The 14,198-nt window shown below is 38.3% G+C and carries 15 protein-coding genes; 1 reads left to right on the top strand and 14 read right to left on the bottom strand.

The genetic code is table 11. The annotated features are described in order from the left end of the window. Nucleotides 1–34: 34 nt before the first annotated feature. The 3 genes from NSQ79_RS04335 to NSQ79_RS04325 form a co-directional block, all read right to left on the bottom strand. The gene (locus NSQ79_RS04335) at nucleotides 35–349 is read right to left on the bottom strand and encodes a hypothetical protein (protein ID WP_004182419.1); all 315 of its coding nucleotides are present in this window, start codon (nucleotides 347–349) and stop codon (nucleotides 35–37) included. A gap of 144 nt (nucleotides 350–493) precedes the next feature. Further along, nucleotides 494–892, bottom strand: a complete 399-nt coding sequence (locus tag NSQ79_RS04330) for a hypothetical protein (protein WP_004182418.1) — start codon at nucleotides 890–892, stop codon at nucleotides 494–496. 218 nt (nucleotides 893–1,110) lie between these two features. Further along, nucleotides 1,111–2,655, bottom strand: a complete 1,545-nt coding sequence (locus NSQ79_RS04325; RefSeq protein WP_339313926.1) for a zinc ABC transporter substrate-binding protein AdcA — start codon at nucleotides 2,653–2,655, stop codon at nucleotides 1,111–1,113. A gap of 159 nt (nucleotides 2,656–2,814) precedes the next feature. Between NSQ79_RS04325 and NSQ79_RS04320 the strand changes: the two genes are divergently transcribed. Continuing rightward, nucleotides 2,815–3,636 carry a PrsW family glutamic-type intramembrane protease gene (locus tag NSQ79_RS04320; protein ID WP_014633050.1) on the top strand — a complete coding sequence of 274 codons (822 nt, stop codon included), beginning with the start codon at nucleotides 2,815–2,817 and terminating at the stop codon, nucleotides 3,634–3,636. A gap of 56 nt (nucleotides 3,637–3,692) precedes the next feature. Here NSQ79_RS04320 and NSQ79_RS04315 read toward each other — a convergent pair whose 3' ends face one another. From NSQ79_RS04315 to NSQ79_RS04265, 11 genes are all read right to left on the bottom strand, one after another. Further along, entirely contained in the window at nucleotides 3,693–5,090 is a 1,398-nt protein-coding gene (locus tag NSQ79_RS04315; RefSeq protein WP_339313924.1) for a C69 family dipeptidase, read from the bottom strand. A 17-nt stretch (nucleotides 5,091–5,107) separates the two neighbouring features. Continuing rightward, nucleotides 5,108–6,019 carry a DNA-binding protein WhiA gene (gene whiA, locus NSQ79_RS04310; RefSeq protein WP_004182012.1) on the bottom strand — a complete coding sequence of 304 codons (912 nt, stop codon included), beginning with the start codon at nucleotides 6,017–6,019 and terminating at the stop codon, nucleotides 5,108–5,110. Beyond that, on the bottom strand, nucleotides 6,016–6,990 hold the full coding sequence (locus NSQ79_RS04305; protein WP_014633047.1) for a YvcK family protein: 975 nt from the start codon (nucleotides 6,988–6,990) through the stop codon (nucleotides 6,016–6,018). Before NSQ79_RS04305 ends, whiA begins: the two co-directional genes overlap by 4 nt. Beyond that, nucleotides 6,987–7,877 carry an RNase adapter RapZ gene (gene rapZ / locus NSQ79_RS04300; RefSeq protein WP_013990486.1) on the bottom strand — a complete coding sequence of 297 codons (891 nt, stop codon included), beginning with the start codon at nucleotides 7,875–7,877 and terminating at the stop codon, nucleotides 6,987–6,989. Before rapZ ends, NSQ79_RS04305 begins: the two co-directional genes overlap by 4 nt. Further along, entirely contained in the window at nucleotides 7,858–8,628 is a 771-nt protein-coding gene (locus NSQ79_RS04295) for a DUF1003 domain-containing protein (protein ID WP_013990485.1), read from the bottom strand. Before NSQ79_RS04295 ends, rapZ begins: the two co-directional genes overlap by 20 nt. A 126-nt stretch (nucleotides 8,629–8,754) precedes the next feature. Next, nucleotides 8,755–10,824 (bottom strand): serine protease, encoded by a 2,070-nt coding sequence (locus NSQ79_RS04290; RefSeq protein ID WP_049527899.1) that lies wholly within the window; start codon nucleotides 10,822–10,824, stop codon nucleotides 8,755–8,757. Nucleotides 10,825–11,081: 257 nt separating this feature from the next. Beyond that, nucleotides 11,082–11,573: a preQ(1) synthase gene (queF, locus tag NSQ79_RS04285; protein ID WP_004182410.1), complete on the bottom strand. Its 492-nt coding sequence runs from the start codon at nucleotides 11,571–11,573 to the stop codon at nucleotides 11,082–11,084. A gap of 122 nt (nucleotides 11,574–11,695) precedes the next feature. Then, nucleotides 11,696–12,412 (bottom strand): 7-carboxy-7-deazaguanine synthase QueE, encoded by a 717-nt coding sequence (queE, locus tag NSQ79_RS04280; RefSeq protein ID WP_004182409.1) that lies wholly within the window; start codon nucleotides 12,410–12,412, stop codon nucleotides 11,696–11,698. After that, complete coding sequence (gene queD / locus NSQ79_RS04275) at nucleotides 12,405–12,848, bottom strand: 6-carboxytetrahydropterin synthase QueD (RefSeq protein ID WP_004182408.1); 444 nt, start codon at nucleotides 12,846–12,848, stop codon at nucleotides 12,405–12,407. The genes queE and queD overlap by 8 nt, the downstream gene beginning before the upstream one ends. Continuing rightward, nucleotides 12,848–13,501: a 7-cyano-7-deazaguanine synthase QueC gene (gene queC / locus NSQ79_RS04270; RefSeq protein ID WP_004182407.1), complete on the bottom strand. Its 654-nt coding sequence runs from the start codon at nucleotides 13,499–13,501 to the stop codon at nucleotides 12,848–12,850. Before queC ends, queD begins: the two co-directional genes overlap by 1 nt. A 174-nt stretch (nucleotides 13,502–13,675) precedes the next feature. Then, nucleotides 13,676–14,056: a RidA family protein gene (locus NSQ79_RS04265; protein ID WP_002891112.1), complete on the bottom strand. Its 381-nt coding sequence runs from the start codon at nucleotides 14,054–14,056 to the stop codon at nucleotides 13,676–13,678. Nucleotides 14,057–14,198: the final 142 nt, after the last annotated feature.

Genomic DNA, 14,198 nt, shown 5'->3' with positions numbered 1-14,198 from the left:
AATCTTGCTAAGTTTGTGAGTTTTTATTATAGAATCATTTTTTATACTCAAAGACATAGGTTTGAATAACCTTGTCCCCATCGTTAGTTACTTTCAAATCAACTTGATAACTTTTAGTTTCACCGCTAATATCCTGAACCCTATAAACACCGTCTTTTTTTACTAATGTAGTAGGTGCCTGTCCAGAATAATGTTTCACATCAATATGTGAAGAACCATCTAAAGACAAAGGCATAAGCCCGTTTAGAGAATAGAGTCCATAAAAAATAAGACACAAAACACTAAGTGAACTAAGGCTCACCAAATAATATTTCAAAAAATCCCCTGATTTCAACCCCTGATTACTCACTTCTTCATTATTTTCCTTTAATTTAAGAATCTTTTTATTAGAGCGTTATCAAATTTATTCTACATATATTTGGAGATTTTGTCAAATTATTTGATGTTTATAATCTAAATTGTAAATCCATTACAAACTAAAAACCGTTAAGGACTAACGGCAATTTTTTATTTCTGAAATAACGTATTCAAGACGGCTATAGAGACCAAGTAATAAGTCGTAACTTCGATTTTCATTTTCTTTCAAAACAGTAAAAACTGTTGTACTATAGGTAAATTCAAAGAAGTCATCTAATTCCTTGAGCCAGTCATCAATAACCCCTAAATTTTGATCAATGATTGCAAACAAACTTGGTTGATACCAGATTGTACCTTCGATATAAAGGTTTTTGTCAGATAATTTAGATAGGGATACTTTCAAGTCAGCAAGCTCTCGTTTAGCAAGATTCGGTTCAATCTTTAAATCAAAAAGCAAGCGTGCATCATGATTTAGAATATCGAGTTCTGCTTGAAGCAGTTGAATATAATGTATCGCTACTAAATACTGGTTCATGGGTCTCTCCTGGTCATCTGAAAATCGTACTATTATTGTACCACTAAAGAATGAAAAAATGTAGTAATTATTTAATTTTTTACAGGATTTTTTTAGAAAAAATACCATGCTTTAAATTTCTGTTTAAAAATAATGACACTAGCAATTTTCTAAGAGTTTAAGAAATGAAAGATTTTTTAAAAAAAGAAAAACACTCACGAATGAGTGCAATTCTAGTATTAATGACTAACCATTTCTTGGGCAATTTCCAAACCACTAAGTTTTCCAGGATAGTAAGTTGGCCAATTATCCATCTCTTTTAGAATCTCATCTTGGCTACTATTACCAAAGAAAATATGGAAATGTGCTGAAGTTGTTGGATCTATTTGATGATCTAAAAATTGGACATATTGGTAAGGATTGTCAGCAGCTTGACTGTCAGTTGCTGTGAAGAGATAACGGACACCTTTTTTACCAGAAGCATAAGTCAAAATCTTATAACCATCATAACGATAAGTGTGTGTCACGCTACTTCCATCATTCTTTGTGAAAGTCATGGTCATCTTTTTACCATCAATAGCAATTTTAGAAACATCTGTTTGATAGCCCTTAGTGTAGTATTCTTTGTACTCTTGTGCGGTTTTATCCTTATTCAATAGAGATTTGTATTCAAATACTTGATCTAAAGTACCATCTTGGAGGTAAGGATAGACCGATTGCCACTCACCAGACCAATCAGAAAGTTCTCTATCTTTAACATCTTTATCATCAAAGTAACCATTTTGGACTGTTTTCTTATCATCACTTCCTGTTTCAGGTTGGATAGCTTTCCCTTCAACATCTGTTGTTAAACGAAGATTCTTTAGGTTCTCAGTCATAACACTGACATAATCTTCACCTTTTTTCAACTGTTCCTTAGTTAGTGATTCAATTGGATTTAAAACTGCTGTCTTAACTCCTACTTCATTAGCTAAGGTTTTGGCAACGCTACTTGAAGCATTTTCCTCAAAGTAGATATAGTTAATGTCATATTCTTTGACATACTTAGAAAGGCTAGCGATACGTTTTGCAGATGGATCAGATTCAGCTGAAACACCTGAAATTGGTACTTGTGTCAAACCGTAATCTAAAGCAAGGTAGGCAAAAGCTGAGTGCTGGGTAACAAAACTTTTCTGTTTCGCTTGACTTAAGGCTTCAGTATACTCCTTATCCAAAGTCTTTAATTTTTTAAGGTATTTCTCAGCATTGGTTGTAAAGACTGCTTTTTTATCTGGATGTTGAGCAATCAAACCGTCCCTAATAGTTTCAACTAATTTTTGAGAACGTTTAGGTGAGAGCCAAACATGAGGATCATATTCGTGGTGATGCTCTTCTCCACCGTGATCATGATCTTCTTCCTCTATTCCAGGTAAGAGAACCATGCCTTGACTTGCCTTAATGATTTTTGTATTTTTAGTGTTGATAGACTTTTCAACTTTTGGAACCCAGGTTTCCATATTTTCATTTAGGTAGACGAAAGTGTCTGCTTTTTCAATGTCAGCGACATTCTTAGTAGATGGTTGAAAATCGTGGGCTTCACTACCAGCGGGAATAAGATAAGACACCTCTCCCTCATCGCCAACAACCTGCTTTGTAAATTCATAAACAGGGTAAAAGCTGGTCACAACCTTCAAGTCACTATTTCCTTTTGAACCGTGGTGACTAGTCGTATAATAAATACCTGCACCAGCAGCTAAAACAACTGCTGCTATTCCTGCTAAGCCAAAAATGCGTTTCTTTTTCATGATATTCCTTTCAAAAATACTTAACCAGTTAATGGTTTACTGGTTAAGTATATCACACTTCATTTATTTTGCAAGTACTTAAATAAAAAAAATTGAAATATTTCGATGAAAAAGAATTATTTGATATACTGGAAATATCATTTGGAAAGTAGGTTATACATGTTTCGTAAATTAACCCTATATCTTTTTTTATTGCTTGCATCCATTGGCCTGACTTATGATACGCAATCATACACCTCAGGTGCCTTGTCTGGTTCAGCATACGGTATTATTGGACTATCAACACTAATTGCCTTATGTTATATCCTACCAGGAATATTTCTGGTTCGATACTTAGGCAAGAGATGGCAGGTGAAACCACTTGTTCTCGTATTTGCTCTAATTGGTGGAGTCTTTATTACAGGATGGATAGCTGGCTATGCCAATACCATTTCTCACGACTGGGTGACTGCTAATCTTTCTTCAAAGAGTTTCTTCTACCGCTTTGAGGATGCTCTTATGGCTCCCCTAGTTGAAGAACCCCTCAAACTAGCAGCTTTTCTCTTTACTATCTATATGGTGCCAACAAAAAGTTACAAGGGGCTCTTGCTTGTCGCTATTACGGCAGGTCTTGGCTTCCAGATTAGTGAAGATTTCTCCTATATTCTTTCAGATTTGCCTGATGGTTTTTCTTATACGGTTTCAGGGATTCTTGGTCGAACTATTGGTGCTGTATCATCTCACTGGCTTTACACGTCCTTCCTTGCTATGGGGCTAGTCCTTATATGGCGTTCACGTCAAAAACTCATTAATTCCAAATACAGTCTTATTGGTATACTTTATGCTTGCGGTGCTTTTGCTGCACACTTTGCTTGGAATTCACCCCTTCGAAATTTAGAAAGCGATTTGCCATGGGCATCAGGCCTCCTCATTTCACTCAATCTTTTCTTCTTCATTACACTTTATCAGATCCTCTCAAAACTAGATGAAGAAAACAAGTAATGTTTAGAATACTAAAAAAACCTTTCCAATTTTATGGAAAGGCTTTTTTGATGACTTTAATCACTCATAGAAAAACGATTGGTCATCAAGTTACTTGCATCATCTAAGACTTTTGCCAATAGTTTATCTGTTTCTGACTGAATCTGGTCACTAATCTTTTGATTTTCAGATTCAAAATCAATACTCTCACCATTTGCTAAAGCATTGTCGACATGATTAATCATAGCATGGCCAAGAGCCATCGTTGTTTCTACATAGGCATCCAAATCAGCCTCATGCTGTTGGAAATGAGGATCACAGATAGCAGCAATCAAGCGATTACTCCAGTAGAAATTGCCTGTATCTACTTTATCAGTTGTTTGACGGAAATAAGCAGGTGTTGTTCCGACCTGAGTCCAGAATGGCACCATTGTACCAAATGGCATTGATCCATAGGCTAACCACTGAATACCAGTTGTTTCTGATGGTTTGTTAGGACGCATTTGCAAGAGAGCTGTTTGACTAGTACGGTTAATACCAATTGGACGGAATTGGCGTTGACTTACAGCATCTCCTTGAGGTCCATAAGGATCATAAGGCGTATCTTGGTAATGAAGACTCAAGACATATTTAACATCTTCAACTGTAATTTTGCGGCATGGTTTTTGGCACCATGGAATAAAGAATGATTTTGGATCATAGTCTTTTTCTGGGTTCAAAAATTTCTGCATAGCCCAGGCGCGTGGTGTATTATAATGACGATCCTTATCTCGTTGGCTACCAAAAGCATAACGTGGATTAAAGTGTTCATTAGAATAAGTCAAATCCAAGTGATGTTTATTAATAAAATTTCGAATGTCTGGTGAGGCAAGATAGTCGTCTGGATTTTCAAACTCATAGTGATCGATACCAAGTTGGTTTGGGTTAGTAACATAGGCATCGTCTGGAACACGTCTTGCAATCCAATGGTGACCACCAATTGTTTCCAACCACCAAATTTCTTCAGTGTCTGAAAAAGCAATCCCATTAGACTCGTAAGTTCCGTAAGTTTCAAGGAGTTGTCCCAAACGAAGGACACCTTCACGCGCCGTCTTGATATATGGCAAGACCAAAGTCAACATATCCTCTTCTCCAAAACCATCTTTAACAAGAGGATCAGCGCCGAGAACACGCGCATTAGTCGTGATTGTTTCTGTTGCACTCATGGCAACATTAGCTGAGTTAATACCAGCTTCACCCCAGATACCGTCTTTCCCAAGCGCATCTGGGACAGAGGTATAACGTAGAGGATTATCTGGCAAATCAATTGAAAAATTGCTAAGCACAGACTGGTAATGACGCGGTTGGTCTTCAGGGGTCACGACGAGAAATTCTTTGGGCGTAAAAACGCCTGATTGAGAATCCTCAGTACGTGCAATCATGGTAGAGCCGTCATATGAGGCTTTCTTACCTACTAAAATCGTTGTACAAGCCATAAAAGCTTCCTTTCTACTTACAAATCGTCCGCAATCTTATTGATTTTTCTGAGACGATGGTTAACACCACTCTTGGTCAGAGGAGGTTCTATACTATCTGCGATCTGCTGGATAGAGTAATCTGGGTTGGCAATACGGAGTTGGGCAATTTGGCGCAGCTCCACCGGTAAAATTTCCAAGCCAACCGTATCCATAATCTTGATAATATTATTAATTGTTTTCATGCTAGCACTAATCGTTCTAGCAATATTGGCTGTTTCCGCATTATTGGCACGATTCAGATCATTTCTGGTTTCTCGCATAATTTTGACCTCTTCGAAGGTATCCTTAGAGTTCATTGCGCCAATAACAAGGAGAAAATCCATAATGTCCTCAGCTTTTTGAAGATAGGTCACAAACCCATTTTTATGACTCAAAACCTTAGCATCGAGCATAAATTTTTTCATGAGAGAAGCTAAATCCTCTGCGTGGTCTTGGTAAACGGAAAAAATTTCTAATTGATAACGACCTTTTTCAGGATCACGTACTGTTCCAGTCGCCAAAAAAGCGCCTCGTAAATAGGACCTTCCAGCTTCGTCATCTTCCATTACTGATGTTTCAATACCTGTTTCAAAGCCAAAGAAAGAATCCGCCAATTGTAAATCAGACAAAATATCATTGACATGGTCAGCGACAAAAACCGTGTAAACACGATTTTTCTTGAGATTGGTCTTGTTGTGATGTCTCAATTCAGGATTACTCTGATAACGACTTTCCATTAATTGGTAGATATGTCGCGCAATCTTTGCATTTTCTGTTGAGATGGAAAGAGTCAAACCTTGATTGGTCAATCCAACTGAACCAGACATCTTAATCAATGCTGACAATTCAGCCTTGTCTTTGCTTGAAGCAGCAATTATCTCTTCTTTAACCTTAATCGTAAAACTCATGACTTGTTCCTCACTAGGTGCATGAGCTCATCCACTACCAAGTCACCATGGTGGAAGGCACCACCATTTTCAAGTCGCAGAAAATTAGAAGACACAACTGTTTTAGCTTCACGACGTAAGCCCTCAAAATCATGCTCAACCTGAACAAGGTATTCATCAAATTTATTACTAGCCATGTATTCCTTAGGCACTTTCTTGATGTTAACTAAGACATTGTCAATCACATCAGAGCCAAGATGACGATTAAGAACAGCCACATGGTCGGCATCTGAGAATTGTTCAGTTTCTCCGTACTGAGTCATAATATTACAAATGTAGGTGACATCAGCCTTGGTCTCGATAAGAGCCTGACGAATCTCTGGTATAACTAGGTTGGGCAAAATCGATGTATAAAGAGATCCAGGACCTAAAACAATCATATCACTATTCATAATAGCATCAACAACCTTACGACTGGCCTTAGGCTCTTCATCATTATAGGTATTGGTCACATAAACGCGTTCAATCATGCCATCGTACTGGGCAATACTACTCTCACCTGCTACTTCATGGCCATCTTGAAAAACGGCATGAAGCGTCAAGGCTGTCTCACTAGCAGGATAAATTTTTCCTGTAACGTGGAAAAACTTCGTCAGAAGCTGCATGGCATTATAGGTAGAGCCCTGCATCTCTGAAATCCCAGCGATGATTAGGTTTCCGAGTGGATGACCAGCCAAAGCACCATCGGTTTTATCAAAACGATATTGGAAAACTCTTTCATAAAGTTTAGGCATATCACTCATAGCTACCAAAACATTACGCAAATCCCCTGGAGGTGTCAGTTGCATGATATCACGCAAATCTCCTGAAGAACCTCCATCATCAGCTACAGTTACCACAGCAGTGATATCAACATCCTTATGACGCAAACTACGAAGAATGACTGGGATACCAGTTCCCCCACCTATTACTGTAATTCTTGGATTTCTCATGAACGATTCACTGTCTCCTTACGTCGATCCTTATCACGATGTGTTTCATTGACTGTCCAATCATTTTTTAAATCTTGGGCCAGACGATGTGCAAAAGCTACACTACGGTGCTGACCACCTGTACACCCAACAGCAATAGTGAGAACAGACTTACCTTCTTTTTTGTAGCCAGGCAAGATTGGTTTAATAAGCTGTGTCAAATGATTGTAAAACTCTTCTGATTCCTTATGGTTCATGACATAATCAAAAACCTCTTTATCCAAACCTGTGAGGTTACGAAGTGCAGGATCATAATAAGGATTTGGCAAGAAACGAACATCAAAAACCAAATCTGCATCCAATGGCAATCCATATTTAAAACCAAAACTCACAACTTCAATACGGAAAGAAGATTGGTCTTGTTCAGATGAGAACTGTTCAGAAATAGCCTTACGCAGCTGGCGTGGAGTTAATTCTGTCGTATCAACCACGTTCTGACTCAAACTCTTAAGCGGTGACAAAAGCTCACGCTCTAGCTTGATGCCATCCAAAACACGGCCATCTGCCGCCAGTGGGTGACTACGACGTGTCTCTTTATAACGAGAAACCAATTCACCATCCGTGGCATCCAAGAATAGAATCTTGAAATTAAGTTCCTCATTGCTTTCCAATTTATCCAGAATATCGTTGATCTCATCGAAGAACAAGCGACTGCGCATATCAATGACAAGAGCAATCTTATCTGTCTCTTCACTATGTTTTACCAATTCGATAACCTTAGGTACCAAAGAAGGTGGCATATTATCAATGGTGAAGTATCCAATATCCTCAAAGGATTGAATGGCCACAGTCTTACCTGCACCACTCATCCCTGTTACAACAACTAAATTAATTTTTTTCGTTCCCATGAGACTCCCTTTCTAGTCTTTCTTCTTTCAAGGCACGAATATCGTCTGACATCTTCTCAACTTGTTGGCTAACCCCCATAATCATTTCTGTCTGCAATTTTTGAATTGTCAGAAGATCTGATTGGTCTTGTTGAACCAAGTGGTCAATTTTTTCATGCAGAAGTCGAATTTCTTCCTTAGACTGGGTATTGACGTGATAGTCGTTACGCGCTTGTAAACGGTCATAATCCGATGCTCGATTCTGACTCATCATGATCAATGGTGCCTGAACGGCCGCTAAAGTGGACAAGGCCAGATTCAACAGAATAAATGGATACTTATCAAAGGCAATCCCAAAAGGTTGAACAACATTAAGCCCCATCCAAATAGCCATAAAAGCAACGAATGACAAGATAAAAGTCCAAGATCCACCAAATCGGGCCACTTCATCCGCTACTTTTTGACCAAAAGTGATCCTACTATCCAATTGTTCTTGGATGTCTTGATCCTCGTACAATAAACTCTTGGTCACATCGTGAACGGTTTCCCGAACATGTTCGTTTTTCTCATTAGCATTAGCAATAACTTCATCAAGAAAAACTAACCTATAATCCAAAAGACTGATATTACTAATAAAATCATGTCCTCTTAAATCAGGGTAATCTTTTTTCAAAAGTATTTGCAAACGACTATTTAGACGTTCGAAATAGGAGCCATCGGTTTCATCGAACCACTCTTTAGAGATATAATCCTGAACTCTCTTAACCTGCATATTTTCGCCTTCTTTCTAGGCTCTATTATACCATATTGAAAGCTTAAACGTTCAATAGATAAAGGAAAAGAGTCCAAGACTAACCTCAGACTCCTCCATTATTGGGACAATTAATTTAAACTCTTCTTATTGGTAATTTAAAGTCCAGTAGTAAGTACCGTCACCAGCGACAACACAAGCTACTGCTGCTTGAGTAGCATCTGGACTCATGAGAAGTTCACGAATACCACTACTCAACCATTTATTGGCTACAACTGAACCATCAGATTCACGACGGTAAACAATACCATCACTGTTGTAAGTGTGTGAAATATCTTTGGCATGTGGAAGGGTTGTGCTATTGTAAAGATCATCAGACCATGTAAGTGCTGGCAAACCAGCAGCTGTACGTTGAGCATTGATTTCATTAAAGGCAGCCTTAGCTGAGTCAACTTCAACATAATCAGAGTTTTCAGTTGGTTCTACATGATAAACAAATTTAACATAACCAAATTCAACATCACTATATTTTTTGTCGTCAACACCACTCTTGAGATTAGCTGTAATAACATAGTCACGTGCCCAAGCACTGCCCTTAGAAGCGTTGAAGTTGTCAACATCTTCAATTTCCCAAGTTACATTACAATCCCAGCCAGCATTATCTAAGAATTTTGGAGCAAAATTCTTAATAACATAATCTTTGAATTCATCCACATTTTGGAATGGAAGAGCTTCACCAGCTTTACCAGTACCAACTACATTTTCAGAATACAACTTAACACTTGATGCATTGTCATCGTACATGTATTCGTCGTTTCCTGCTGGTTTATGGAAATCTGGATCAAGCTCAGGGTCATCATTGGCAGTACCATTGTAGAGTTTCCACTTACCATCAACCCATTTGTAGTAACCATCGATACCACGCGCATTATCTTCATCTGTCAATGCCACACGGTAGTAATAGGTACCGTTGTCATCTACAAATCGTGGATCTGAATACATGCGATAATCTGTTGGTGGCAATGTTGGTTTTGGCAACTTATCATAGTCAATGTTTGTTTCAGGCGCATACGGTGGTTTTTCAAGTTCAGGAGCTTCAGAACTTGTTTCTGATGTTGAACCTGTCTCAGAAGTAGCAACTGAGTCTGAGGTGATTACTGAAGTTGAATTACCTGTTGAAGCAGCATCTGAAGTTGTGGCAGAGGTTGAATCTACAGTTGACGCTACTTCTGAACTTGCTGATGAAGTTGAGTCAACAGTTGATACTGCTTCTGAACTTGCAGACGAAGTTGAATCTACAGTTGAGGCTACTTCTGAACTTGCTGATGAAGTTGAATCTACAGTTGAAGCTACTTCTGAGCTTGCTGATGACGTTGAATCTACAGTTGAAGCTACTTCTGAACTTGCAGACGATGTTGAATCTACAGTTGAAGCTACTTCTGAACTTGCAGACGATGTTGAATCTACGGTTGATGGTGCTTCTGAAGTTGCTGATGACGTTGAATCTACGGTTGATGGCGCTTCTGAAGTTGCAGATGACGTTGAATCTACGGTTGATGGTGCTTCTGAAGTTGCTGATGACGTTGAATCTACAGTTGAAGTTGTTGGAGCTTCAGAATCTGTGCTTGAAGCCTTAACAAGTACCCACTTACCATTTGAATAATAGTAATAATCGCCATTATCTTTCAAATAATAGTGAGTACCATTTTCATAACGGTAGTGAGGGTCATTTCTCAAAACCTCATAACCTGTCGTTGGTGTATTGTTAGAACCACTATTGTTGTTATTATAGTCACCACCACGAACCCAACGACCGTTATAGTTAACATAGTAGCTACCATCACTCAAGATGTAGTACAAATAGCCATTGCTATAGCGATAAGTACCTGATTCATTGTAGTTGTTGTAACCAGGATTATAGTTGTTATAGCCATAATTATAGTTATAGTTATAGCCATAGTTATAATTTGGATAGTAATTATTGTAACCGTAGTTATAGCCATAATTGTAATTATAGCCTGGGTAATAGCCATTATATCCGTAGTTATAACCATAGTTTGGATAATAGTTGTTATACCATGGATTATAAGAATAGTTATTATAGTAACCTCGGCCATAATAACTATCGGCCTGTGCATGATTGTTGCCAACTACCGTTGGTGCTAAAATAGCTGCCCCTAGGACAGCACATGAAAATAATCGTAAACTCTTTCTCATTGTCTTTTCCCCTTTTAAAAAAATATACCTTTTATAAGCAATCGCTTACATTTCCATTTACACTTTAATTGTAAGAAATAAAACTTCTATTGTCAAATTATTTTAATAATAGAAGTTTCTCAGACTAAACCAATAGAAGACTAACAAAGACCTAACTTTCTTTGTGAAAAACGGTTAGGCGGACCTCTTTTAGGGCTTAAAGGCAAGTGTTTAAACAAAAAAAGCCCTCTATTTGTATAAGGACTTTTAGCGTAACATTAACGATTATCAATATTTTCTGGGTAAAGATCGTGATTAAAGAGACGTTGCTCTGCCATCTTCTCATACTTCGTTTCAGGACGACCGTAATTATAATAAGGGTCAATCGAAATACCACCACGAGGTGTAAATTTACCCCAAACTTCCAAGTAACGGGGGTTCAAAAGCTCCACCAAATCTTTACCAATGGTATTAATACAGTTTTCATGGAAGTCTCCGTGATTACGATAACTAAAGAGGTAAAGCTTTAGAGATTTAGACTCAACGCAGAGCAGGTCTGGAATATAAGAAATATAAATACTGGCAAAATCAGGTTGCCCAGTAATAGGACAAAGTGACGTAAATTCTGGACAGTTGAATTTGATAAAGTAATCATTATCAGTATGACGATTATCAAAAGACTCTAAGACTTGTGGAGAGTATTCAAAAATATAAGGTGTCTCCTTATTACCAAGGAGAGTGAGGTTTTTCATTTCTTCTTGTTGTGACATTTTTCTTCCTTTATTGTTAATTTTTCTAGACCTTTATATGGTCAATTTTTAATCTAAATTTCTAATGTTAATCATTAAAAAAGTAAAAAAACTATCAATTCTAAGTTTATAGAATGTGAAGATTAGACTCCGCGCTCATTATCATAGAGCAGAGTATGAAGCTGAGGGAGAACACGCACATTGCCCCACGAGTCGTCAGCGGCTACTGTCTCCCAAAGCTCTTTGAGGCGATCTAATTGATGTTGGACAATATTACCTTCTGCTTTCGGTTCAGGATTACCAGCCGAAAGAAACATGACATCTGGCTGATAACGTTCTTGAATCATTTTAGCAAAGGCTAAATCATCATCGTCGAAAACAGGAACCTTAAAGGTAACTTTATCAGGATCAAGTTGTGAAACAATAAAGTCAAGGGTTTCCATATTGACTTCCATCTTGGATGATGGTGGTTTAGGACTTAAGGTTACTTGATCAATATCCTTTAACCACTCCTGCCAGCGAGAACCCTGTGTCTCAACGGCCAAAGTTACTCCTCTAGCCTTGAGTTTTGAAACGAGTTCAGCCATATTTGCCGCTAAAAGAGCTGGGTTCCCTCCAGACAGAGTAACATAGTCATAAGTTCCTAGCGCATCCAAAGCCTCAATAACTTCATCAGCTGTCATACGAGTTGGTTTCTCTGAACCATCCCAAGTGAAGGCAGAATCACACCAATCACAATGGTAATCACATCCTGCTGTCCTTACAAACATGGTCTTTTGGCCGATTGCTCGACCTTCTCCTTGAAAGGTCGGTCCAAAAATTTCAAGCACTGGTAGTTTGAGTACACGTTCTCTAGTCATCCAACCACTCCCGTCTAAACTCTGCAAAGGCTGTTGGTGTTTCATAAAGACGCACATATTCCAAACGAAGTCCTCTCTCCTCAGGCAGATGTTGACTCGTCATCTGGAAAATCCAGAAAACCATATTTTCCGCAGTTGTGTTCATATAAGGCAAAGTCTCATTGAGATAACGGTGATCTAACTGAGGTTCCAAATGGTCCTTATAAATGCGCTTAAGGTCACCAAAATCATAGGTCATGCCACGTTCATCCAAGTAACCACTAACTGCAATCTGAAGATGATAGGTATGACCATGAAGTGATTTGCATTTGCCTTCATAATTAAAGAGATGGTGAGCAGCATCAAAAGTAAACTCTTTAGAAACCATTGTACGGTGAGGATTGTAAACCAAAGACTCACCTGTTTCTTTTTTGATTTCTTTCGGTGCAAAGAACATTAAGCTTCTCCTCTTTCTGCTAGATATTTTTCAAGGCCTTTTTGACGCAAGTGACAGGCTGGGCATTCTCCACAACCAGTTCCAATAATACCGTTATAGCAAGTTAGCGTTTTTTCACGAACATAGTCAAAAGCTCCAAGTTGGTCAGCCAAAGCCCAAGTCTCAGCCTTATCTAACCACATGAGAGGGGTTTGGATAACGAAATCATAGGCCATGGCTAGATTAAGTGTGACATTAAGCGATTTGACAAAAACATCACGACAGTCTGGATAACCAGAAAAGTCTGTCTCACAAACACCCGTAACAATATCAGTAATACCACGTTGCTTAGCTAGAACAGCTGCAAAAGAAAGGAAAAGATGATTACGCCCGTCCACAAAGGTATTAGGAACTTCACCTTCTTCTGCCTCAATCTCAATATCAGATGTTAAGGCATTTTCAGTGATTTGACCAAGCAAAGACATGTCCAAAACATGGTGTTTAAGCCCTTGTTCTTGCGCAATCTCTTTAGCTACTTCAATTTCCAGGCTATGACGTTGGCCATATGCAAAAGTAACTAATTCAACTGTTTCATAATGTTTTAGAGCCCAAAATAGGCAAGTAGTAGAATCTTGACCGCCACTAAAGACGACCAAAGCTGATTGACGTTTCATAATATTCCTCTTTATTCGTGATGTCTGAGACACATAAAAAGGCCCCTTGGGGGAGCCAAAAAAACGCCAGTAATGGTTTTTTTTAGCGATGGTGTCTCCCAAACATCGAAAATGATTTATCTTTAATAGTCTAACATAGTTGAGAAAAAAAGAAAAGAGCCAAGGCTCTCTTCATTAATCAATCTCAGCGATAACTTCGATTTCAATTTTAACATCTTTAGGCAAACGTGCCACTTCTACCGCAGAACGTGCAGGGAAATCAGATGTAAAGGCAGTTGCATACACTTCGTTAAATGGAACGAAATCGTTAATGTCACTTAGGAAGCAAGTTGTTTTAACAACGTGATCAAAGTCTGTACCTGCTTCTGCCAAAATAGCACCAACATTTTTAAGAACTTGTTCTGTCTGTTCTTGAATTGTTTCACCAATGATTTCACCTGTTTCTGGTGACAATGGTACTTGACCAGAAGCAAACAAAAGGTTGCCTACGATTTTACCTTGAACATAAGGTCCGATTGCTGCTGGTGCTTTATCAGTATGAATAGTTTTTGCCATGATAGTTCTCCTTTGACTAATATGTTGCTATTATAACAAAATATTCTGAAAATTGAAACATATAATTCCAAAAAGAAAAGAATCAGCGCTAGGCTAATCCTTCTCCTACTATTTCAGATACTTTTTAACATAGCTATAGTAG

This window comes from Streptococcus sp. FSL W7-1342, assembly GCF_037966635.1.
Lineage (GTDB): Bacteria > Bacillota > Bacilli > Lactobacillales > Streptococcaceae > Streptococcus > Streptococcus salivarius_D.
Note: the sequence above shows the minus strand (reverse complement) of the source record. Positions and strands in the feature narration are given on the sequence as shown.

Bases quoted from the DNA above. Each gene is read 5' to 3' on its own strand.
- queF (WP_004182410.1), bottom strand. From the start codon at position 11,573: ATGTCACAACAAGAAGAAATGAAAAACCTCACTCTCCTTGGTAATAAG.
- NSQ79_RS04315 (WP_339313924.1), bottom strand. From the start codon at position 5,090: ATGGCTTGTACAACGATTTTAGTAGGTAAGAAAGCCTCATATGACGGC.
- queE (WP_004182409.1), bottom strand. From the start codon at position 12,412: ATGACTAGAGAACGTGTACTCAAACTACCAGTGCTTGAAATTTTTGGA.
- whiA (WP_004182012.1), bottom strand. From the start codon at position 6,019: ATGAGTTTTACGATTAAGGTTAAAGAAGAGATAATTGCTGCTTCAAGC.
- NSQ79_RS04320 (WP_014633050.1), top strand. From the start codon at position 2,815: ATGTTTCGTAAATTAACCCTATATCTTTTTTTATTGCTTGCATCCATT.
- NSQ79_RS04330 (WP_004182418.1), bottom strand. From the start codon at position 892: ATGAACCAGTATTTAGTAGCGATACATTATATTCAACTGCTTCAAGCA.
- NSQ79_RS04290 (WP_049527899.1), bottom strand. From the start codon at position 10,824: ATGAGAAAGAGTTTACGATTATTTTCATGTGCTGTCCTAGGGGCAGCT.
- queC (WP_004182407.1), bottom strand. From the start codon at position 13,501: ATGAAACGTCAATCAGCTTTGGTCGTCTTTAGTGGCGGTCAAGATTCT.
- queD (WP_004182408.1), bottom strand. From the start codon at position 12,848: ATGTTCTTTGCACCGAAAGAAATCAAAAAAGAAACAGGTGAGTCTTTG.
- NSQ79_RS04295 (WP_013990485.1), bottom strand. From the start codon at position 8,628: ATGCAGGTTAAGAGAGTTCAGGATTATATCTCTAAAGAGTGGTTCGAT.
- NSQ79_RS04325 (WP_339313926.1), bottom strand. From the start codon at position 2,655: ATGAAAAAGAAACGCATTTTTGGCTTAGCAGGAATAGCAGCAGTTGTT.
- NSQ79_RS04265 (WP_002891112.1), bottom strand. From the start codon at position 14,056: ATGGCAAAAACTATTCATACTGATAAAGCACCAGCAGCAATCGGACCT.
- rapZ (WP_013990486.1), bottom strand. From the start codon at position 7,877: ATGGGAACGAAAAAAATTAATTTAGTTGTTGTAACAGGGATGAGTGGT.
- NSQ79_RS04305 (WP_014633047.1), bottom strand. From the start codon at position 6,990: ATGAGAAATCCAAGAATTACAGTAATAGGTGGGGGAACTGGTATCCCA.